20 protein-coding genes are annotated in these 19,720 nt (G+C 56.0%); 8 read left to right on the top strand and 12 right to left on the bottom strand.

The window, feature by feature from the left end; translation table 11 throughout:
* Positions 1-37: 37 nt before the first annotated feature.
* Entirely contained in the window at positions 38-1,018 is a 981-nt protein-coding gene (locus ACLH1I_RS07635; protein WP_004885820.1) for a sugar ABC transporter substrate-binding protein, read from the bottom strand.
* Positions 1,019-1,426: 408 nt separating this feature from the next.
* Between ACLH1I_RS07635 and ACLH1I_RS07630 the strand changes: the two genes are divergently transcribed.
* Positions 1,427-3,736, top strand: coding sequence for a molybdopterin-dependent oxidoreductase (locus ACLH1I_RS07630; RefSeq protein WP_198079562.1), 2,310 nt, complete (start codon positions 1,427-1,429; stop codon positions 3,734-3,736).
* Positions 3,737-3,862: 126 nt separating this feature from the next.
* Here the strand turns inward: ACLH1I_RS07630 and ACLH1I_RS07625 are convergent, their stop codons facing one another.
* Positions 3,863-4,405 carry a 1,2-dihydroxy-3-keto-5-methylthiopentene dioxygenase gene (locus tag ACLH1I_RS07625; RefSeq protein ID WP_004885825.1) on the bottom strand — a complete coding sequence of 181 codons (543 nt, stop codon included), beginning with the start codon at positions 4,403-4,405 and terminating at the stop codon, positions 3,863-3,865.
* Positions 4,402-5,091: an acireductone synthase gene (gene mtnC / locus ACLH1I_RS07620; protein WP_151628507.1), complete on the bottom strand. Its 690-nt coding sequence runs from the start codon at positions 5,089-5,091 to the stop codon at positions 4,402-4,404. The genes ACLH1I_RS07625 and mtnC overlap by 4 nt, the downstream gene beginning before the upstream one ends.
* A 141-nt stretch (positions 5,092-5,232) precedes the next feature.
* Here mtnC and ACLH1I_RS07615 point away from each other — a divergent pair, with 141 nt between their 5' ends.
* Positions 5,233-6,378 (top strand): pyridoxal phosphate-dependent aminotransferase, encoded by a 1,146-nt coding sequence (locus tag ACLH1I_RS07615; protein WP_192796516.1) that lies wholly within the window; start codon positions 5,233-5,235, stop codon positions 6,376-6,378.
* On the opposite strand, the gene ACLH1I_RS07610 is transcribed toward ACLH1I_RS07615, so the two are convergent.
* The 4 genes from ACLH1I_RS07610 to dsbG form a co-directional block, all read right to left on the bottom strand.
* Positions 6,379-7,005 (bottom strand): IbrB-like domain-containing protein, encoded by a 627-nt coding sequence (locus ACLH1I_RS07610; RefSeq protein ID WP_004885834.1) that lies wholly within the window; start codon positions 7,003-7,005, stop codon positions 6,379-6,381.
* Positions 6,990-8,213 (bottom strand): phosphoadenosine phosphosulfate reductase, encoded by a 1,224-nt coding sequence (locus tag ACLH1I_RS07605; protein WP_017899082.1) that lies wholly within the window; start codon positions 8,211-8,213, stop codon positions 6,990-6,992. The genes ACLH1I_RS07610 and ACLH1I_RS07605 overlap by 16 nt, the downstream gene beginning before the upstream one ends.
* Before the next feature lie 113 nt (positions 8,214-8,326).
* A complete protein-coding gene (gene citR / locus ACLH1I_RS07600; protein WP_004885842.1) occupies positions 8,327-9,259 on the bottom strand; it encodes a DNA-binding transcriptional repressor CitR in 933 nt (310 codons plus the stop codon).
* Between the two features lie 179 nt (positions 9,260-9,438).
* Entirely contained in the window at positions 9,439-10,188 is a 750-nt protein-coding gene (dsbG, locus tag ACLH1I_RS07595; RefSeq protein WP_198079563.1) for a thiol:disulfide interchange protein DsbG, read from the bottom strand.
* A gap of 410 nt (positions 10,189-10,598) precedes the next feature.
* Here dsbG and ahpC point away from each other — a divergent pair, with 410 nt between their 5' ends.
* Both ahpC and ahpF read left to right on the top strand, forming a co-directional pair.
* Positions 10,599-11,162 carry an alkyl hydroperoxide reductase subunit C gene (gene ahpC / locus ACLH1I_RS07590; RefSeq protein WP_002894394.1) on the top strand — a complete coding sequence of 188 codons (564 nt, stop codon included), beginning with the start codon at positions 10,599-10,601 and terminating at the stop codon, positions 11,160-11,162.
* Between the two features lie 242 nt (positions 11,163-11,404).
* The gene (ahpF, locus tag ACLH1I_RS07585) at positions 11,405-12,970 is read left to right on the top strand and encodes an alkyl hydroperoxide reductase subunit F (protein ID WP_017899084.1); all 1,566 of its coding nucleotides are present in this window, start codon (positions 11,405-11,407) and stop codon (positions 12,968-12,970) included.
* Between the two features lie 77 nt (positions 12,971-13,047).
* Here ahpF and uspG read toward each other — a convergent pair whose 3' ends face one another.
* The 4 genes from uspG to dcuC form a co-directional block, all read right to left on the bottom strand.
* Entirely contained in the window at positions 13,048-13,476 is a 429-nt protein-coding gene (gene uspG / locus ACLH1I_RS07580) for a universal stress protein UspG (RefSeq protein WP_002894401.1), read from the bottom strand.
* Between the two features lie 188 nt (positions 13,477-13,664).
* The gene (rnk, locus tag ACLH1I_RS07575) at positions 13,665-14,075 is read right to left on the bottom strand and encodes a nucleoside diphosphate kinase regulator (protein WP_151628509.1); all 411 of its coding nucleotides are present in this window, start codon (positions 14,073-14,075) and stop codon (positions 13,665-13,667) included.
* Positions 14,076-14,253: 178 nt separating this feature from the next.
* Positions 14,254-15,051 (bottom strand): ribonuclease I, encoded by a 798-nt coding sequence (rna, locus tag ACLH1I_RS07570; RefSeq protein WP_004885850.1) that lies wholly within the window; start codon positions 15,049-15,051, stop codon positions 14,254-14,256.
* A 92-nt stretch (positions 15,052-15,143) separates the two neighbouring features.
* Positions 15,144-16,517 carry an anaerobic C4-dicarboxylate transporter DcuC gene (gene dcuC, locus ACLH1I_RS07565; protein WP_151628510.1) on the bottom strand — a complete coding sequence of 458 codons (1,374 nt, stop codon included), beginning with the start codon at positions 16,515-16,517 and terminating at the stop codon, positions 15,144-15,146.
* A gap of 337 nt (positions 16,518-16,854) precedes the next feature.
* Here dcuC and pagP point away from each other — a divergent pair, with 337 nt between their 5' ends.
* Both pagP and cspE read left to right on the top strand, forming a co-directional pair.
* Positions 16,855-17,373: a lipid IV(A) palmitoyltransferase PagP gene (gene pagP, locus ACLH1I_RS07560; RefSeq protein WP_004885852.1), complete on the top strand. Its 519-nt coding sequence runs from the start codon at positions 16,855-16,857 to the stop codon at positions 17,371-17,373.
* A 194-nt stretch (positions 17,374-17,567) separates the two neighbouring features.
* Entirely contained in the window at positions 17,568-17,777 is a 210-nt protein-coding gene (gene cspE, locus ACLH1I_RS07555; RefSeq protein WP_002439184.1) for a transcription antiterminator/RNA stability regulator CspE, read from the top strand.
* Between the two features lie 67 nt (positions 17,778-17,844).
* Here the strand turns inward: cspE and crcB are convergent, their stop codons facing one another.
* Positions 17,845-18,228: a fluoride efflux transporter CrcB gene (gene crcB, locus ACLH1I_RS07550; protein WP_002894459.1), complete on the bottom strand. Its 384-nt coding sequence runs from the start codon at positions 18,226-18,228 to the stop codon at positions 17,845-17,847.
* Between the two features lie 89 nt (positions 18,229-18,317).
* Between crcB and ACLH1I_RS07545 the strand changes: the two genes are divergently transcribed.
* Positions 18,318-19,106, top strand: a complete 789-nt coding sequence (locus tag ACLH1I_RS07545) for a deaminated glutathione amidase (RefSeq protein ID WP_043521639.1) — start codon at positions 18,318-18,320, stop codon at positions 19,104-19,106.
* 242 nt (positions 19,107-19,348) lie between these two features.
* Positions 19,349-19,555, top strand: coding sequence for a twin-arginine translocase subunit TatE (gene tatE, locus ACLH1I_RS07540; protein WP_004885862.1), 207 nt, complete (start codon positions 19,349-19,351; stop codon positions 19,553-19,555).
* The last annotated feature ends 165 nt before the right edge of the window (positions 19,556-19,720 follow it).

Genomic DNA, 19,720 nt, shown 5'->3' with positions numbered 1-19,720 from the left:
CCCGCGGCGGGGCGCTCCCCGCCAGGGTGTTGATTTATCACTGCAGTTCGCCGTATCCCAACTGTTTATACACCGCTTTCGCTTCCTGCGGACCTTTCACCGGTATCACCGGGATAAAGGTTTGCACCGGCAGTTTCTGACCGGCAAAGTAGCGGGCCACGTTGTCGGCGGAGGTCTGGCCGATCAGATGCGGCTGCTGCGCGACGTTAGCCACGAAGGGACTGCCGGGCTCCGCCATGATCTCCAGCGTTTCCGGACCGGCGTCGATGGCCGTCACTTTCACGTCCTTATCACGGCCGGTCTCTTCCAGCGCCTGGACGATACCGATGGCCGGTTGATCCCAGCAGGCGACATGGATGGCATCCAGTTTGCCTTTCGGATACTGGCTGAGTAATTCGAGGGTTTTCTTCCGCGCGTCTTCCGGCGAGTTGGCGAACTGTTCCGCGAGCTCGGGCTGGATAATATGAATATCCGGGTAATCCTTAAGGACATATTTCCACTGATCGTAACGAATTCCGCAAATACGCAGCGCGCTGGAGAACGCGTTAAATACGGCCACATTACCTTTACCGCCTAATTCGTCCGCCATGTAGCGACCGATGGTGGAGCCCAGAGTGTAGTTATCGGAGGTGGTATTATTGACCGAATATTGTGAAACATGATCCACGGTGAATACCGGGATACCAGCATCACGCAATGCTTTAAATTTGGGTTCGACGGCGCTGTCGCCGAGAATACTAATTACCGCATCCACCTTGCGTGACAGTAAAATATCGTGATTATTGGCATGAACCTGATTATCCCGGCCGCCATCGACGCCAATGACTTTGCCTCCCAGTTTCTCCACTTCCTCTGTCGCGCCTTTAAAAGCTTCGCGATCCCAGAAATGCTGGGTGCCTACTACGGCAACGCCAATGGTTTTTCCCTGTAAGGAGAGGGTATCAGCGGCAGTGACGCTCAGCGAGGCAAGGGAAAGCAGTCCCAGCGCGGCAGGCAATAATTTTCTCTTCTGCGACATTGTTATTATGATCCTGTGATGAAGGTGGTTGCGGACCGGTAGCATGACAAGAAGCACCTCGCCACCTCAAATACAAAATAAGTCTAAGTTATGCCGGCAATGTTATATCGCGGAAACGCCAGAGAAAAAGTTTATTTTGTCATGAAGAACCTGAAAATATTTCATGATGGCGGATAGGCCTTTTTATTTTGTGGTTTTATTTTTGGCTTATTCCGTGTTTATTTAGCAGATAAAGACAATTTTCTGTTTATTATGAGTGTATGGGAAATACGGCATCTACAGAGAAAAAGAGAAGATTGCGCGGGCTAAAGCTTTTTTTAGCAGCGCAATGTCTGGCCGGGTAAGCAATATTACCGCATTTCCCCGCTTTATTTTAACGAACCTTAGGCTGAGAAGAACGCGGGCGCTATGAAGAAACAGCATAATTATACGGTGATGCACTGGGGAACCTGGCAGGTGGAGAGCCGCGAGGGCGAGATCGTGGCGGTTAAGCCGGTGCCCTGGGATAAAAACCCTTCACGCATCGGTCAGTCGCTCCCCGACGCGGTGACCAGCCAAACGCGCATTCGTCGCCCGGCGGTACGCGCCGGCTATCTGCAGCACGGGCCGGCGTCACGAGAAGGGCGAGGCAAGGAGCCCTTTGTCGAAGTCAGCTGGGAGGTGGCCCTGGACCTGGTGGCTCGCGAGCTGCGCTCGGTCAAGGCGCGCTGCGGCAATGAGGCGATTTACGGCGGCTCCTACGGCTGGGCCAGCGCCGGGCGCTTTCACCATGCGCAGAGCCAGCTGCACCGTTTTCTTAAGGGCTTTGGCGGGTATACCGCCAGCACCAATACCTATAGCAGCGCCGCGGGCGAGCGTATTCTGCCGCATATCCTTGGGCCGCTGAGCCCGCTGCATCGTCAGCATACCCATTTTTCCGAGCTGGCGCGGGAGTGTCAGCTGTTTGTCGCGATTGGCGGCCTGCCGCTGCGCAATGCCCAGGTCAACGGCGGCGGCGCCAATGACCATATGTTGCCGTACTGGCTGGATAAGATGCAGGCCAACGGCACGCGGTTTATTAATATCAGTCCGGTGCGCAATGACCTCAGCGCGGTGCCCGACGCCGAGTGGCTGGCCATTCGGCCGGGCACCGATACCGCACTGCTGCTGGCGCTGAGCTATGTGCTGATCGCTGAGTCCCTCTACGACCAGGCGTTTATCGCCAGCCATACCGTCGGGTTTGCCCCTTACCGCGCGTATCTGTTGGGCGAGCATGACGGCATAGCGAAAACACCGGCGTGGGCGGCGGCAATTACCGGCCTTGACGCCCAGCGCATCGCCGAGCTGGCGCGGGAGATGGCCCGCCACCGGACGATGGTGAATATCTCCTGGTCCATCCAGCGCGCCCGTCAGGGGGAGCAGGCCTACTGGGCGACGGTGGCCCTGACCGCGCTGCTGGGACAGATCGGCACGCCGGGCGGCGGCCTCGGGTTTGGCTATGCCTGTACCAACCTGGCGGGGGCGGTGCGAAAAGCGTTTTCCGGCCCGCGCTTGCCCGCCGGCGAAAATGCGGTGGACAGCGTTATCCCGGTGGCGCGGCTGTCCGATATGCTGCTGCACCCGGGAGAAGCCTATGAGTTCGACGGTCAGCTGCTGCATTATCCCGACATCCGTCTGGTCTACTGGGCGGGAGGCAATGCGTTTCACCATCACCAGGATATTAACCGACTGTGCGAGGCCTGGCGCCGTCCGGAGACGGTGGTGGTGCATGAGCAGTACTGGACCGCGCAGGCCAAATTCTCTGACATCGTTCTGCCGGCTACCACCTCGCTGGAGCGAGAGGATATCGGCAGCGGCGGTCATGACGGATTTATGATTGCCATGAGCGCGCAGATCCCGCCGGTGGGCGAGGCGCGTGATGATTACGCTATTTTCCGCGATCTTGCCGGGCGGCTGGGCTTCGGAGAACTGTTCAGCGAGGGGCGGGACGCCGGGCAGTGGCTGCGCCATCTCTATGAGGAGTCAAGGCCGCGGGCGCAGGAGGAGGGCATTGCGCTGCCCTCGTTCGAGGATTTCTGGCAGCAAGGGGTGCTGGAATACAGTGCGCCGGAGCGGCCGCAGGTCTTTCTCGCCGATTTTCGCGCCGATCCGCAGCGCTATCCGCTTTCCACGCCCTCCGGCAAGATTGAACTCTTTTCCTCTACCGTCGCCGGGTTTGGCTATCGCGAATGCCCTGGCCATCCCTGGTGGGATGAGGAAGAGGCTGCCCGGCAACGACTGGAGGCGGCGCGCTGGCCGCTTCATCTGCTCTCCAGTCAGCCACGCGCCCGCCCGCACAGCCAGTACGACCACGGCAGCGTCAGTCGGGCGACGAAAATTCAGGGACGCGAGCCGCTGTGGATGCATCCGCGGGACGCGCAGGCAAGAGACATCCGCGAAGGCAGCGTGGTGAAGGTGTATAACGACCGCGGGGCGATTCTGGCGGGCGTGCATTTGAGTGAACAGATTTTGCCGGGGGTGGTACAGATGTCCACCGGCGCCTGGTATGACCCTCTGGATCCGAATGAAAAAGGAACCCTCGATAAGCACGGTAATCCCAACGTGTTAACCGCGGATCGCGGCAGTTCGCGCCTGGGGCAGGGCTGTAGCGCCCAGAGTTGTTGGGTGGAAATCGTCCCGTGGCGAGAGGAACTGCCGCCGATCACCGCCTTTGACCCGCCGAAGTTTATTGCGGTTTAAGCGTGGGAGGATCGCCGGCGGCGGGGCGGGTAGCCCGGAGAAGGCGCAGTATGCGCCGCCTCCGGGAAAGCGCGGTCCAGGCAGTTTAAGGCTCCTGACCAGGCGGTAATGGATGACAGGACGACGTTACGCCAGCCGTGGGTAGGCGCTGGCGATATCGTCGCCGGTAAACTGGGCGATCCAGCCTTCCGGGTTATCAAAAATGCGAATGGCGGTGAAGTTCGGTTCTGATCCCATATCAAACCAGTGCGGAGTGTGGGCAGGAACCGAAATCAGATCGTTCTTTTCGCACAGCACCTGGAACACCTCGTCGCCAATGTGCAGGCAGAACAGACCGGCGCCCTCGACAAAAAACCTGACCTCGTCTTCGCCATGGGTGTGCTCATTCAGGAATTTTTCCCGCAGCGCCTCTTTCTGCGGGTTATCGGCGCGCAGGCTGATGACGTCCCAGCTCTGATAGCCCTTTTCGGCGACCAGTTTGTCAATCGCATGCTGATAGGCGGCAATCACCGTTTCTGCGCTGGGGTCTGCGCCGAGGTCGCGGTCGGCCTGCCAGCGTTCGAAACGGACGCCTTTGGCGTTAAGCTGCTCCTGAATCGCTTTGGCGTCGGTGCTGTGCCAGACCGGCGTTTGCGGATCGGTCACAGAAAATAGGGTTAATGCGCTCATGCTGGGATCTGCTCCGGATGAATGTCGTCAAAACGCTGAACCTGAGGGTGGCGGCTTGCCGGGTCGCGATCGCCGCGTACCAACTGGACAGTGCGCAACCCCGCGGCTTCGGCAGCGTCGAGTTCCTGATGGATATCCGACAGGAACAGGATGGCCCCGGGGGCGTGGCCCAGGTGTTCAGCAATGTTGCGGTAGGACTGCGCTTCGCGTTTAGCGCCTACCAGGGTATCGAAATAGCCCGTAAACAGATGAGTAATATCACCTTCATCGCTGTAGCCAAATAACAATTTCTGCGCTGCCACGGAGCCAGAAGAATATACATACAAATCAATGCCCTGTGCTTTCCACTTCTCCAGCGCCGGCAGCACGTCCGGGTAGAGATGGCCGGTAAAGTCGCCGTTGAGGTAGCCATCGCGCCAGATGATCCCCTGGAGTGCCTTCAGCGCAGTGGATTTACGGTCTTCGTCCATAAAGGCGAAGAGGGTAGCAATCAGGTCGGCGGTGCTGGCGGCGGGGGAGTCTGTCTCTCGGCGCAAGTTGTCGAGAATCGTTCTCACCGGCTCAGCGTGCTGTTGAGCGGTCACAAAGCCGGCCAGTCGTTCGCGGGCGTAGGGGAACAGCACGTTATGCACGAAGCGGATATCGCTGGTAGTGCCTTCGATGTCGGTCACGATGGCGCGGATCATGGTTTCTCCAGAGTGGGCGTAGCGTGGAATAACATTAGCATTTAGACGTCTAAGCGTCTTGATTGCCAAATATTAACATCGTGTTATAGTGGCTTCAACAACAGCATTACAATCGGTAAAACAAGAATGAGCAATAACCCGTTGATTCCAGAGAGTAAACTCCCGGCGCTCGGCACCACCATTTTTACCCAGATGAGCGCCCTGGCCCAGCAGCATCAGGCCATCAACCTGTCTCAGGGCTTTCCCGATTTTGACGGCCCGCGCTATCTTCAGGAGCGTCTGGCGTACCACGTGGCGCAGGGGGCGAACCAGTATGCCCCGATGACCGGCGTGCCGGCGCTGCGCGAGGCGATCGCTGACAAGACGGCGGAGCTGTATGGATATCGACCCGACGTCAACAGCGATATCACGGTCACCGCCGGGGCGACGGAGGCCCTGTACGCGGCGATCACCGCCCTGGTGCGCCGTGGGGATGAGGTGGTCTGTTTCGATCCCAGCTACGACAGCTATGCCCCCGCGGTGGCGCTGGCCGGCGGCGAATTACACCGTATTGCGCTCCAGCCGCCGCATTTTCGCGTCGACTGGCAGCAGTTTGCCGCGAAGCTGAGCGACAAAACCCGGCTGGTGATCCTCAATACCCCGCACAACCCCTCGGCCACGGTCTGGCAACGCGAGGATTTTGCCGCCCTGTGGCAGGCGATAGCCGAACGTGAGATCTATGTTCTCAGCGACGAGGTCTATGAGCATATCAACTTTGCCGAAGACGGCCACGCCAGCGTGCTGGCGCATCCGCAGCTGCGCGAGCGGGCGGTGGCAGTCTCTTCGTTTGGCAAAACCTTTCATATGACCGGCTGGAAGGTTGGCTACTGCGTGGCCCCGGCGGCCATCAGCGCGGAGTTGCGTAAGGTTCATCAGTATCTGACCTTCTCGGTGAATACCCCGGCGCAGCTGGCGATCGCCGATATGCTGCGCGAGGCGCCAGAGCACTATCTCGAGCTGCCGGCGTTTTATCGTGAACGCCGCGATCTGTTTATTGAGGCGCTGCGCCCCAGCCGGCTGGAACTCCTGCCCTGTGAGGGCACCTACTTCCTGCTGGCGGACTACAGCGCCCTCTCCGATCTTGACGACGTGAGCTTCTGCCGCTGGCTGACGACAGAGGTTGGGGTGGCGGCGATCCCGCTCTCCGTCTTCTGCGCTGACCCGTTCCCGCACAAGCTGATCCGTTTGTGCTTCGCTAAACAACCGGAGACCCTGCTGGCCGCGGCGGCGCGTTTGTGCCAGCTATAGTTATTTAATGGTCCATGCCTGAGAGAACTGGCGGCCGGCGAACATTTCCGTCAGGCCGCTGATTTGCTTCAGACGCAGTACCTCATCGGCATCCATCCCCAACTCTTTGCCGATCTTTTGCGGTGTCCAGCCGAGCCGGGTCAGCTCGCGCACAATCTCCGACATGGCGTGGATTTGGTGACGTCCCCGCGCCCGGTTGTGGCGTATGGTTGCCGCCATCAGCCCATCGCGGGAGGCGGTTTCATTCGGCAGACAGGTCACCGGCAGATAGCCATGCAGGGCATTTTTCAATGACGCTTTGCTGCAGGCCAGTTCATGACGGTGAAAACCATCGACAATGGTATACGCCTGCGGACCCTGGCGGATGACCACCACCGGCTGGGTAAAGCCATCGGCTTCCAGCGAGGTCTGCAGCAGACGTTTTTCCGGCGGCGCCACGTTGTTCGGATTGTAGTCATTGGGGGCGACTTGCTCCTGTTTGACCCACAGCACGCAGTCAACCGGCTGGGAGCGGAAGGGGCTGCGCTGGTGGAGCACATGGCGAAACGCGTTGATAGCCTCGATGCGCGCTTCATCATCCAGCGTTTGCAGGAAAGCGTCCAGCGCCTGCGTTAGTTGTTGTTGCATAATATCCCCCATTGTTGACGATGTTTTTCCATACGTTTTCGGTAGCGCTGATAGTGACTGCTTTTGGTCGGACTGAACGAGAGCTGACGGCACCAGTAGTCGTTATTGAGCAGCACTTTGCAGACTCGTCGCCAGGAGGGGATATCCTTTGTGCCAATGTCCCCGGGCTGGGTGTCGGGAATATCTTCCATCCCTTTTTTCTGATACCAGCGCAGGTAGACGGCGATTTTATTGCGATAGTGCTCGGCGGTGGTTTCCGGCATGCTGTCGAGCAGGAAAAGAGCATAGCTTTTCCATGTCAAATGGTCGGGTTTGTCGATTTTTCGGTGACCGTAGAACTGATTGTCATGCCCGGCATAGACGCCGCCGCTGTGCGCGCCGCTGACCCGCTGACACATCGCGGCCCAGCGTTCCGGCTCCAGCACATGGTACAGCCACAGCCCCTGGCGCTGCTCCGGACCGAAGGGTTCGCAGATGCGCATGTAGCGCAGCGGCACCCCGGCCTGATACATCAGATCGTACAGCGGGTTATAGGGCTGGCCGCTTCTGGCAAACCAGGTCCAGATATCGGCGGTTTTCCAGTCATAGAGCGGGTAGATGTACCAGGCGTGTCCCCCCGGCGCCGAGGTGGTCCACGGTTTATCGTCAGCGAAGCGTTGTTTGCGCTGGGAAGAGATGGTCATAAAGCGATTCAGCGACTCATCAGCCCGAATGCCCACCAGCACGGCGGCGGGCCGCCGCTGGGAAAACCACTCGGCAAAATGGCTGACGAAAGCCTCAAAGCTCATTCCGGGTTGGTAGAAGGGGAAATAATCCGGGTGGGCGATCGCCCCTGGCGGCGGCTGGCGGACCCAGCGGGTTCCGGGCTCCCAGCATTGCCATTGCGGCTTATACTGCGTCAGGGCATTTTGGGTAGTGAGCGGCAGGGCGACCCAGTAAAAGGTGTCGATGACATCCTGATACAGGGCGCGCAGTTTTTCACAGTGGGCGATGGTGCAAGAGAACTGTGCTTCCCAGTCAATAAACAGTACGCTGATTTTCTTACCCTGTAACCGAGCTGCCTGCGCGGTTAAATGCAGCATAACGGTGGAGTCTTTTCCGCCAGAGAAAGAGACGCAAACGCGTGAAAAATTATCCAGAACCCATTGGATCCGCTGCTCCGTCGCCTGCAGCACCGACTCCGGTAAGGGATATTTAATAAACGACATGACCATTAATCCTTTAATACGAGATATTCCCATTTGGTCAGTATAAACGATGAGGGCCGGGAGTTTAATGGTCGTTTTTTTATTCGGACAATGTGGGGTAAATAGTGGATATGTTATCCATTGTTATTAATTTGTGGTTGTGATGCTACTCTATCATCCATTAGAATGCTGATTAATTCAGATAAGAAATGATTCTGCGAAGATGAATGATGGTGGTTAATGTATATTGTGATATCCGGGAAGAGATTGTCTATATTAATGACGTGAAGCTGCATAGTGGGTGAAATAAAATCAAATAAATAGGAAGGAACGAAGCCAATTAAGTCGGTTTTACTGATCATATTAAGAATGGTCATAAACGAGTCACTGCGAAAGGCGATATTGTTCGGGTTCAGCCACGGCATGCTGCTCTGCTGAACGCGCTGAATCACGGGATCGTTGGTGATGTAGTGGGTAAAAAACTCCTGCGCCAGCGCTTCAACCGATGTGAGTTCCTCACGCCGCGGATGGTCCCTCCGGCACAACGCCAGCGTCTGCACCGTCTTATAGGGCTGACAAATAGTAGCGCGGTTGTTGATGGGCATTCGGGTGAATACCAGATCCGCCTGGCGATACGCCAGCAACTCCTCCGCCGATTCCGTGGTGGTCAGGTTATGGTGCTCAATCTGTAAATTAGCCTGATGACAGAGCTGGTTAATCATAAAATGGCTGTTTACTGAACAGAACAGCGGCGGGCCATATATCACAATACGCTTTCGCAGTTCGGTGCGTTTATTGAGATTGATTGTTTTTTCCAGTTGTTCAAGGTTTTGTTGCAGATGATAATGAAGATTGACGGAGGCGGTGGTGGGCGTCATGCCTTTCCCGACCCGAACAAATAGCGGATCATTTAATTGTTGGCGCAGACGCTGCAATGACTGACTCACCGCCGACGGGGTGATAAATAACGTCGCCGCCGCTTTGCTGATGCTTAAATGTTGATATATACACTCAAAAATAACCAATAGGTTTAAATCGAACTTTTTCAGGTCGTAAAGATTTGCCATTAATGCAGTCCTGTGTATTATCAGTGCGAATTGAAATATTCATAATAAGAATGTTGAATGGCTTAATATGCGTGGTGTGAATTTATTTTTGGCCAGTAATATTAAGCTTTGCTTAATATATCTTATTGTCGATAGCGGCGCCAGCGGTGGTTGTTGTCTGGCGCCACTCCACAATAAGATTATTTCTTTTCACCCATCATAATTTGTAGCTTCTCTTTATCCGGCAGGCCGACCACCTGCTGCAGCATATTGTCCTTATTCATATAATAAATGGCTGGCGTGACGTTGGCCCCCAGATCGTCCATCAGCTGCTGATTGACGTTGAGCATTTTCATTTTCTCGGGCGGGATAGCCTTCGATATCGTCAGGGCCATTTTGCCGTTCGATTGCTCGTAATCGTGCCAGGTTTTCGCCGGATCTTTACTGGCGAGAATCGCTGCGGCAGTGACCGGGCTCTCCGGCTTGATCACGCCCACCAGCAGGGTGCGGATCTGCACTTTACCGGCGTCCACCCAGGGACGGGACTGCTGCCAGAACTGTTTGCAGTAAGGGCAGAAGGGATCGGCAAAGACATATAGCACGATGGGGGCGTCTTTGTTGCCATCCTGCAGCCAGTGGGCGCTGGCCATCTTCTTCCACATCTCTTGTCCCGCCGGCGTGTAGAGCTCTTTTTGAAACAACTGCTCGCTGAGGTTGTTGCCGTTCTCGTCATACATATAGCCGGAAATGGCATGTTTGCCGTCTGGCGTGAGGTAGATGGCGACGCCCATATCCTGGTATTTACCCAGCCAGCCTTTCATTCCCCCCGGCGCGTCAAAGGGTTTGATGATAGTAATGCCTTGTTTTTCAATAGCTTTTACCGGGGCGGGTAGTTCTTCCGCATAGCTGCAAAAAGGCAAAAGGCTGAGCAACAGCAGACGTTTTAACATGAGTATTCCTTGTAAAATCAGCAGGAAAGGAAGAAAGATTGCCAAACCTATTACAGTTATAGGCAGGATCAGCAGAACGACGGATTGCCCTTTCCTGGCGTGGGTGATGTAATCCTGGATGCTGTTACATTAAGGTAATGTAGAGCGCAACACATAGCCAGTCTGACTGGCGCTGAACCTACCTTCGGGTATTTCAGGTAACGGGGCCGCCTGAAAAGGTGGCCTTTTTACTTTTGTCGCGGCAAATGATGCGAAAAACAGCGAACAGCGCTGAACGCGTCGCCAGGTTCACAAAGTTGTCTTGTTCCGGTTGTTAGATAACGCTTATTGATTCGATAATGTAAACGCATTGGTCGGGTCAGGAAAAATTCGTTAACTTAGACCTCAACGAAAACACGGAGGAAGTATAGATGTCCTTAATTAACACCAAAATCAAACCGTTCAAAAACCAGGCATTCAAAAATGGTGAATTCATCGAAGTCACCGAGAAAGACACCGAAGGCCGCTGGAGCGTCTTCTTCTTCTATCCGGCTGACTTCACCTTCGTCTGCCCGACCGAACTGGGCGACGTGGCTGACCATTACGAAGAACTGCAGAAGCTGGGCGTAGACGTTTACTCTGTTTCTACCGATACCCACTTCACCCACAAAGCGTGGCACAGCAGCTCTGAAACCATCGCGAAAATCAAATACGCGATGATTGGCGACCCGACTGGCGCCCTGACCCGTAACTTCGACAACATGCGTGAAGATGAAGGTCTGGCTGACCGCGCCACCTTCGTGGTTGACCCGCAGGGTATCATCCAGGCAATCGAAGTTACCGCTGAAGGTATCGGCCGTGATGCGTCTGACCTGCTGCGTAAAATCAAAGCGGCGCAGTATGTTGCTTCCCACCCAGGCGAAGTGTGCCCGGCGAAATGGAAAGAAGGCGAAGCGACGCTGGCTCCATCTCTGGACCTGGTCGGTAAAATCTAAATTTCCGTCGCCTTTCACGCTATAGCGGCGTTGGCGTTGCCTGCTCACCCCGGTCACTTACAGGTGTAAGCTCCCGGGGATTCTCAGGCTAGCCGCCTTGCTCTGGCGCGAAATGCTTAGGAAATTGCGTAGATTATCAGGGCGCTTTGGCGCCCATTTTATTCCAACACCATGATGCAAGCGCATTCAGGCAGCCTGACAAGGCCGCTTGCATGATGATGTTTTAAGCCCAGGAGATAACAATGCTCGACACCAACATGAAAACCCAGCTCAAGGCCTATCTTGAGAAGCTGACTAAGCCTGTTGAGCTGATTGCCACGCTGGATGACAGCGCTAAATCGGCAGAAATCAGGGAACTGCTGGCTGAAATTGCTGAACTGTCAGACAAAGTCACCTTTAAAGAAGACAACACGCTGGCGGTACGCAAGCCATCGTTCCTGATTACTAACCCAGGTTCCGACCAGGGCCCACGCTTTGCGGGCTCCCCGCTGGGCCACGAGTTTACCTCGCTGGTGCTGGCGCTGCTGTGGACCGGCGGTCATCCGTCGAAAGAGGCCCAGTCTCTGCTGGAGCAGATCCGCGATATCGATGGCGACTTTGAGTTTGAAACCTACTACTCGCTCTCCTGCCATAACTGCCCGGACGTAGTCCAGGCGCTGAACCTGATGGCGGTGCTCAACCCGCGTATCAAACATACGGCGATTGACGGCGGGACGTTCCAGAATGAGATCACCGAGCGCAACGTGATGGGCGTGCCGGCGGTGTTCATGAACGGCCAGGAGTTTGGTCAGGGACGGATGACGCTGACGGAAATCGTCGCCAAAGTGGATACCGGTGCGGAAAAACGCGCAGCGGAAGAGCTGAATCAGCGTGACGCTTACGATGTGCTGATCGTCGGTTCCGGCCCGTCCGGCGCGGCGGCCGCGGTTTACTCTGCGCGTAAAGGGATTCGTACCGGCCTGATGGGCGAACGCTTCGGCGGCCAGGTGCTGGATACCGTGGATATCGAAAACTACATTTCGGTGCCGAAAACCGAAGGCCAGAAGCTGGCCGGGGCCCTGAAAGCGCACGTTAGCGACTATAACGTCGATGTGATCGACTCCCAGAGCGCGACCAAACTGACGCCGGCGGCGACAGAGGGCGGCCTGCACCAGATCGAAACCGCCTCCGGCGCGGTGCTGAAGGCGCGCAGCGTCATCATTGCCACCGGGGCGAAATGGCGCAATATGAACGTGCCTGGCGAAGATCAGTATCGCACCAAGGGCGTAACCTACTGCCCACACTGCGACGGTCCGCTGTTTAAGGGCAAACGCGTGGCGGTAATTGGCGGCGGTAACTCCGGCGTGGAAGCGGCTATCGACCTGGCGGGCGTCGTGGAGCACGTGACCCTGCTGGAATTCGCACCGGAGATGAAGGCCGACCAGGTGCTGCAGGATAAAGTCCGCAGTCTGAAGAATGTCGATATCATTCTCAATGCGCAGACTACGGAAGTGAAAGGCGACGGCAGTAAGGTCACCGGTCTGCAGTACCGTGACCGGGTGAGCGGCGATGAGCATCATGTCGCGCTGGCGGGGATTTTCGTGCAGATCGGCCTGCTGCCTAACACCACCTGGCTGGAAGGCGCGGTTGAGCGTAATCGTATGGGTGAGATCATCATCGATGCGAAGTGCGAAACCAACGTCAAAGGCGTATTCGCCGCCGGTGACTGCACCACTGTGCCGTACAAGCAGATTATTATCGCGGCAGGGGAGGGGGCGAAAGCGTCGCTGAGCGCCTTTGACTACCTGATCCGCACGAAAACCGCATAACAAGTCAGACAATAGACCTGCATAACCAAGAGGCTACCCTGGGGTAGCCTCTTTTTTTATGCTCTTTTTCCTCACCCTTACCTGACGACCATCACCGGGATATGGGCATGACGGATGACGCTCGAGGCGTTGGATCCCAGCAAGTGGGTACTGATGGAGGGATTGCGTGAGCCAATCACCACCACGTCGGCGTTTATTTCACTGGCCAGTTCGTTGACCATATCGCGCACGCTGCCGAAACGCACATGCAGCTTGATACGTGAGGGGTCAATGCTGAAATGGCTGACCATGGTCTGCAGGCGGGTTTCCGCCTCGTGCTGCAGATGCTCCTCAAAACGCCGAAGGTCGGCGGTAAACCGGCTCATGGTGAAGCTCGCTGAACCGGGTAATACGTGGAGCAGATGGATCACCCCGTCCTGCTGGGCCAGAAACTCCGCGTGCCGGACGGCTTTATCGCTCAGCGCCATCTCAAAGACATCAACCGGCATAATGATAGTCTTATACATATGCAATCCTCCTTGTTCGTTTGCGTCTATATCAACATATTATATGCGGATATTGTGTCATTCAGGTCGCAAAACTGTCAGTCAGGCAGGCGCAAAGCGTAAAAAAAGGTTAGCGGGGGGCAAGACAGCAGAAAGAGGATGTGTGGACATCCTCTGAATAAAGCGCGATACGCCTCAGGCAGCGGAGATTAGCGGTGGAATTCGCCAGCGGCTTCCGGCTGGTACAGCAGCGCCAGCACTTCCAGGTGCGTTGACGCCCCGCCCGGCAGCTTCCAGTGAATGGTGCTGCCGACCTTGAGGCCGAGCAGAGCGGCGCCCACCGGCGCGAGGACCGAGAGCTGGCTGGCGCTGTCGGTCACCTGCGACGGAAACACCAGCGTCCGCACGCGCTCTTCGCCGCTGGTTAAATCGCGGAATTTAACCGTACTGTTCATGGTGACGACATCGTGCGGCATCGCTTCCGGCGCCAGCATTTGCGCGCGGTCGAGCTCGTCGTTCAGGGCATCGGCAACCGGCGAGCTGGCGAAAGCTGGCTGCTCCAGCAGCCTGTCGATACGTTCGGCATCCAGTTCGTTAATGATGATTGCGGGTCTGGTCATTGCATACTCCATGTTATCCAGGAACCTGTCCGTAAAAGAAAACCCTCGCCGAAAAAGGCAAGGGTTAAGGTTCTCCCATCATACTGAGAGTTGCCGGCAGTTTGAAGTGATGAAACGCACAATCAGCGCGCAACGACCCCCGGCGAACGACGTTTTCTGGTCAGCACGCCGCGTCGCGCTAGTGGCCAACCTTATCGAGGATAAACTGCGCGCCGCAGTTACCTGGGTGAGGCTGAGGCAAAAAGGCGGAAGTGGCCAGCGGGGCATTGATGGTCGCGGCGTTGAGCGAGATTTGCATCTCGGTCAAATAGGCCGGATTACCGTTACAGGTTAATTTAAACGCCTTCACGCTCTGCGGACCCCAGGCGCGGGCCACAGCGGCGTCGAAGTCGGCGCGGCTAACGGTTTGGCCATAGTGTTTGGCAAGGAAATCGCCCACCGGGCTGCGCTTAATTTCTCCATTCAGGCGCACCATGGTGCCAAAATAGCTGTCGGGATCGAAGCCGAAGCAGACGCCATGTTTGGCGTATTCGTAACGTTCGAGGCAGGAGGTGCCGCCCGCGCCCGGCATCACGCTATTCAGTTTGTTGGCCATCTCCAGCGACAACCCGGTCTCCGCCGCCTGACATTTGCGGTTCGCTTTCACCTCCGGCATGTCGGGCACCGGGCGCGTGGCGCAGCCGTAGCGCATCCAGCGTCGTTCATCCACTCCGCGCGCGGCAATGGACTTTGGCAGCCCGGGCCACAGGCCATGCACGGTCAGAAAATCGGCTTTATTCGCGGTTTCCTGCTGCAGGCGACACTCTTCCGGTTCATTGCGGTTACGGTCATACATGCTCTGACAGAATCCGGTTTGCCAGGAGAGGGCCAGGACATAGCGGTCAAAATCAGCGTATCGCGTCGCGGTGAGCGGTTCAGCGCCGGCCTGAGTGGCGGTAAGCACAAGGGCAAGCGCGGCGAATTCCTTCCTGAACATGTTTATTCCTGATTGTGGATGGCAAAAGATAACGGGGAGTTATTAAAGCATAAAAAAGGCGCCTGCTGGCGCCTTTTCACGTGGTTAGACCATTAGTGGACCGCGCTGCCGGGGACGAGGAGCTCGGTCGCGACGATCACCACCAGCAGGCCAACCATCACCGGCACCGAGGTGCGTTTGACCACTTCGAACGGGGAAATCTTCGCCATCCCGGCGACGGCCACCACCACGCCAGAGACTGGCGATATTGTGCGGCCAAGGTTTGAAGCCTGCAGCATCGGGATCGACAGATAGGCCGGATTGATACCGGAGGAGTGCGCCAGCTTGGGGATCATCTCGACAAAGGCGTAGAACGGGGCATTGCCGGAGCCGGTGGTCATCGCCGCCAGCATGGTCAGGATCACCAGCACCAGCATCAGAATAATACTGGCCGAGCCGAAGGAGGTGGCGATGGAGATCAGACCATTGATGAAGCCGATGGTGCTTAATCCCTGAGCAAAAACGCCGGCGGCGACCAGCAGCATCACCACGCCGGCGAAGGCGTCAGCCATCCCGCGGTAGGCGACTTCCAGTCCGCTGAAGACGTTTTTGGTGTTGAACCCGCGCAGGAATTCGAGGATCGCCGCCAGCAGCATGCAGCCGACGAGGATGGTAATAATGTGCAGTTCCGGTCCCCATTTGCCATCGAAGATCAGCACGCCAATAATCGGCGTAAACGGCAGGATGGCGTACAGCGCCGGAGCGTTGGTGGTGATCTCGTCGACGTCGAGCATTTCGTGGGAAATGTTCTCTTTTTTATCCAGGTAGCGCTGCCAGAAGAAGTGGGCGATCGCCATGCAGATGATAGCGGCGATGGAGATCGGCAGCGTGGTCTTAAAGGCAAAGTCGATCAGCGGCATTTCGGCCGCTTTGGCCGCCAGCACGACGTCGCCCGAGGTGGGCGAAAGGATAATCGCCGCCGGCGAGGCGCAGATGGCCGCCGCCGCCCCGCGGCTGATACCGACGTTTACCATCACCGGGAACAGGGTCGCCATCAGCAGCACGCCGAGGCCGGTCGCGGAGGAGACGGCCAGTGACATCAGGCAGGCGACAAAGTAGGCGGCAATCATCAGCAGATAGGGCGAATTGATATAGCGCAATGGCTTTGAGGCTAATTTCACCACCATATCATTGGCGCCAATATGAGTCATATAGGTGGCGAAGCCGCACAGCATCATGATCATCATACCCAGATCGCCGCCACGGCTCATGAGGAGAATCTTAATGTATTCAATAATGTCAGTGGCGGAGTAACCGGTGCCCGCGGTATTGCCTGGTAAGACTTTATGTCCCAGCAGGGCGCTGACGATCAATAAGATTAAGCCCCCGACGAACAGCACCCCGGTGGCCGAGTAGCCTTTGATGATATAGCGGGCGACGCCCACAATGACCACGATCCCGATCAGGATCTCAATAAACGTCAGCATTTATTACCCCTAAGCCCAAAGAATATGTAGTGAAAAAGCGTCACACCAAATTTTAATGTGCGAATGTGCCGAAAAAACGGACGAAACTCGCTGATGCAAATCAATAAAGCGACAAGAACTACGCGTCCCCGTTACGCCTGGATATAATCACCAGATGGATAGTTAAGTGGTTCTGATGGTCAGCGGGAGAAAATCAGGAGTTTGCCTTATTTCGTTCAACCTGTATTGAGACTATCTTTGCTATTTTAGGTGGCTTTTAAATGAAAGTGGTAATAGAAAAGTGTTGATGTTACGTCGTTTTTCATTGTTTTCTCTTGGTTTTTTAGGATGGTTATTGGTGTCCGGAAACGCCAGCGCGTCGTTTTCATCGACCCTTAGCGAAGGTTACCATACCTTAAGTAATAACGTTGCGCAGACCTGGAATGAGCCAGAGCACTATGATCTGTACGTTCCAGCCATCACCTGGCACGCGCGCTTTGCCTACGATAAGGAAAAGACGGATAAGTATAACGAACGTCCGTGGGGGGCCGGTTTCGGCGTCTCCCGCTGGGATGAGAAAGGGAACTGGCACGGCCTGTACCTGATGGCGTTTAAAGACTCTTTCAATAAGTGGGAGCCCATTGGCGGCTACGGCTGGGAGAAAACCTGGCGCCCGCTGACGGATCAGAACTTCCGCCTCGGTCTCGGCTATACCCTTGGGGTGACGGCGCGCGATAACTGGAACTACATTCCGATTCCGGTGATCTTGCCATTAGCGTCAATAGGTTACGGTCCGGCAACGTTCCAGATGACCTACATTCCCGGCACCTACAATAACGGTAACGTTTACTTCGCCTGGGCTCGCATACAGTTTTAATTCGCTAAGTCTTAGCAATAAATGAGATAAGTGACGCGTCTTGTGGAAAAACAAGGACTAAAGCGTTACCCACTAAAAAAGATAGCGACTTTTATCACTTTTTAGCAAAGTTGCACTGGACAAAAGGTACCACAATTGGTGTACTGATACCCGACACAGCATTAGTGTCGATTTTTCATATAAAGGTAATTTTGATGTCTAAGATTAAAGGTAACGTTAAGTGGTTTAATGAGTCCAAAGGATTCGGTTTCATTACTCCGGAAGATGGCAGCAAAGATGTATTCGTACACTTCTCTGCAATCCAGTCCAATGGTTTCAAAACTCTGGCTGAAGGTCAGCGCGTAGAGTTCGAAATCACTAACGGTGCCAAAGGCCCTTCTGCTGCAAACGTAATCGCTCTGTAAGCAACGCGTCAGTAGAATATAAAAACCCGCTAAACAGCGGGTTTTTTTTTGCCTGTTGATTACGCCTTTAGCGGCTGGCGGCCTGCGAGAAGAGCCAGAAGGCGACAGCCGTCATGGCAAACGAACCCAGCAAGTTCACCGCAACGTTGAGGAGCGCCCAGCTCACTCGCCCCTGCTGCAGAAGAAACACCACTTCCGCAGAGAAGGTGGAAAAGGTGGTCAACCCGCCGCAGAAACCCGTGGTGATCAGTAGCTTCCACATCGGGTCAATGCCGGTCAGTCGATTAAACCACGCCAGCCCGGCGCCGATCACAAAGGCGCCTAACAGGTTGGCGGTCAGCGTTCCAATAGGGATAGCATGGTGCACAGGATTAAGCTTCATGCCGAGCCACCAGCGCAAAACGCTGCCGGTGCCGCCGCCAATAAAAACGGCGCAAAGAAGTTGAAACACGGTCGTTTCCTGCTATTTGATGTAAGAGAGTGTCAAGTGTAGCGCGCAACGGGCGCAATTGGCTATTCATAACCTGACGGGAGAAAAACATGCGGGTAGCGGCAGGGCAGTTTATCGTCACGCCAGTATGGCAGACGAATGCGCACACTTGTGTGGCGATGATGCAGCAGGCGGCGCGTGAAGGGGCGGCGCTGCTGGTGCTGCCGGAGGCGTTGCTGGCACGTGATGACAACGACCCGGATCTGTCGGTGAAATCGGCCCAAACGCTGGATGGGGCGTTTTTGCAGCTGCTGCTGGCCGAGAGCGCGCGTAACGGCCTGACGACGATCCTGACGCTGCATGTGCCGTCGGGGGAGGGAAGAGCAACCAACACGCTGGTGGTATTGCGTGAAGGGAAAATCATTGCCCATTATCACAAACTTCATTTATACGACGCCTTCGCAATGCAGGAGTCCCGGCGGGTGGATCCCGGCCGGCAAATTCCCCCGGTGATTGACGTGGCGGGATTTCGCGTTGGCCTGATGACCTGTTACGATCTGCGTTTTCCGGAACTGGCGTTGTCGCTGGCGCTGAACGGTGCGCAGCTGCTGGTGCTGCCCACCGCATGGGTGAAAGGGCCGCAAAAAGAGCATCATTGGGCGACGCTGCTGGCAGCGCGCGCGCTGGACACGACCTGCTACGTCGTGGCGGCAGGCGAATGCGGGACGCGTAACATCGGGCAGAGCCGCATCATCGATCCGCTGGGGACCACCGTGGCGGGCGCGGGGAGCGAGCCGCAGCTGATCTATGCCGATATTTCCGCAGACTACCTTACGCGGGTTCGCGAGCGTTTGCCGGTGCTGCAGAACCGACGGTTTGCGCCACCGCAATTATTGTGACGTTTTTTTAAACAAGGCTTGATTCACCTTGTTACAGATTGCTATTGTGTCCGCGCGCCAAATACCCGTATTGTTTATCCCAATAATTCGCTGTGCACGTCAGGACGGACACCCCAGCGCTCACTCCCGGAGGGGAGGCCTCGGGCTGAATCACGCGGCCCGCGCACAGGTGGATTACAATATGACGGATAAATACGTGTATGATGGCGTATTCGCAGCTTGTATAGAGAAGAAGGTTAGCTATGGGTGAGATTAGTATTACCAAACTGCTGGTAGTTGCAGCACTGATTATCTTAGTGTTTGGTACCAAGAAATTACGTACGCTGGGCGGCGACCTGGGTTCGGCTATCAAGGGCTTTAAAAAGGCCATGAACGAAGATGACGATAGCGCGAAGAAAACCACCGCTGAAGACGAAGTACCGGCGCAGAAGCTCTCTCATAAAGAGTAATTCTCCGGCTGCGTCCCCTGGCGGGATGCGGAAGGTTCGGCGAAGAGGCCGCGACGTTTACGTTGCGGCCTTTGTCGTTTTTATCGACGCCGCTCAGGAAAGATGCAACTAATTGTTACGGGAAGGCGAAGCGGAGAGCGCCGCTGCGCCGGGAAGTGACGCAGC

Source organism: Klebsiella sp. 1SOBk10mer (assembly GCF_046602535.1).
GTDB lineage: Bacteria > Pseudomonadota > Gammaproteobacteria > Enterobacterales > Enterobacteriaceae > Klebsiella > Klebsiella quasipneumoniae.
The sequence above is the reverse complement of the archived record's forward strand: the minus strand, read 5'-3'. Positions and strand labels throughout refer to the sequence as shown.

What these genes read in the sequence shown, in the direction of transcription:
- ACLH1I_RS07635 (WP_004885820.1), bottom strand. Translation starts at nt 1,018, where the DNA reads ATGTCGCAGAAGAGAAAATTATTGCCTGCCGCGCTGGGACTGCTTTCC.
- ACLH1I_RS07630 (WP_198079562.1), top strand. Translation starts at nt 1,427, where the DNA reads ATGAAGAAACAGCATAATTATACGGTGATGCACTGGGGAACCTGGCAG.
- ACLH1I_RS07625 (WP_004885825.1), bottom strand. Translation starts at nt 4,405, where the DNA reads ATGAGCGCATTAACCCTATTTTCTGTGACCGATCCGCAAACGCCGGTC.
- mtnC (WP_151628507.1), bottom strand. Translation starts at nt 5,091, where the DNA reads ATGATCCGCGCCATCGTGACCGACATCGAAGGCACTACCAGCGATATC.
- ACLH1I_RS07610 (WP_004885834.1), bottom strand. Translation starts at nt 7,005, where the DNA reads ATGCAACAACAACTAACGCAGGCGCTGGACGCTTTCCTGCAAACGCTG.
- ACLH1I_RS07605 (WP_017899082.1), bottom strand. Translation starts at nt 8,213, where the DNA reads ATGTCGTTTATTAAATATCCCTTACCGGAGTCGGTGCTGCAGGCGACG.
- citR (WP_004885842.1), bottom strand. Translation starts at nt 9,259, where the DNA reads ATGGCAAATCTTTACGACCTGAAAAAGTTCGATTTAAACCTATTGGTT.
- dsbG (WP_198079563.1), bottom strand. Translation starts at nt 10,188, where the DNA reads ATGTTAAAACGTCTGCTGTTGCTCAGCCTTTTGCCTTTTTGCAGCTAT.
- ahpC (WP_002894394.1), top strand. Translation starts at nt 10,599, where the DNA reads ATGTCCTTAATTAACACCAAAATCAAACCGTTCAAAAACCAGGCATTC.
- ahpF (WP_017899084.1), top strand. Translation starts at nt 11,405, where the DNA reads ATGCTCGACACCAACATGAAAACCCAGCTCAAGGCCTATCTTGAGAAG.
- uspG (WP_002894401.1), bottom strand. Translation starts at nt 13,476, where the DNA reads ATGTATAAGACTATCATTATGCCGGTTGATGTCTTTGAGATGGCGCTG.
- rnk (WP_151628509.1), bottom strand. Translation starts at nt 14,075, where the DNA reads ATGACCAGACCCGCAATCATCATTAACGAACTGGATGCCGAACGTATC.
- rna (WP_004885850.1), bottom strand. Translation starts at nt 15,051, where the DNA reads ATGTTCAGGAAGGAATTCGCCGCGCTTGCCCTTGTGCTTACCGCCACT.
- dcuC (WP_151628510.1), bottom strand. Translation starts at nt 16,517, where the DNA reads ATGCTGACGTTTATTGAGATCCTGATCGGGATCGTGGTCATTGTGGGC.
- cspE (WP_002439184.1), top strand. Translation starts at nt 17,568, where the DNA reads ATGTCTAAGATTAAAGGTAACGTTAAGTGGTTTAATGAGTCCAAAGGA.
- ACLH1I_RS07545 (WP_043521639.1), top strand. Translation starts at nt 18,318, where the DNA reads ATGCGGGTAGCGGCAGGGCAGTTTATCGTCACGCCAGTATGGCAGACG.
- tatE (WP_004885862.1), top strand. Translation starts at nt 19,349, where the DNA reads ATGGGTGAGATTAGTATTACCAAACTGCTGGTAGTTGCAGCACTGATT.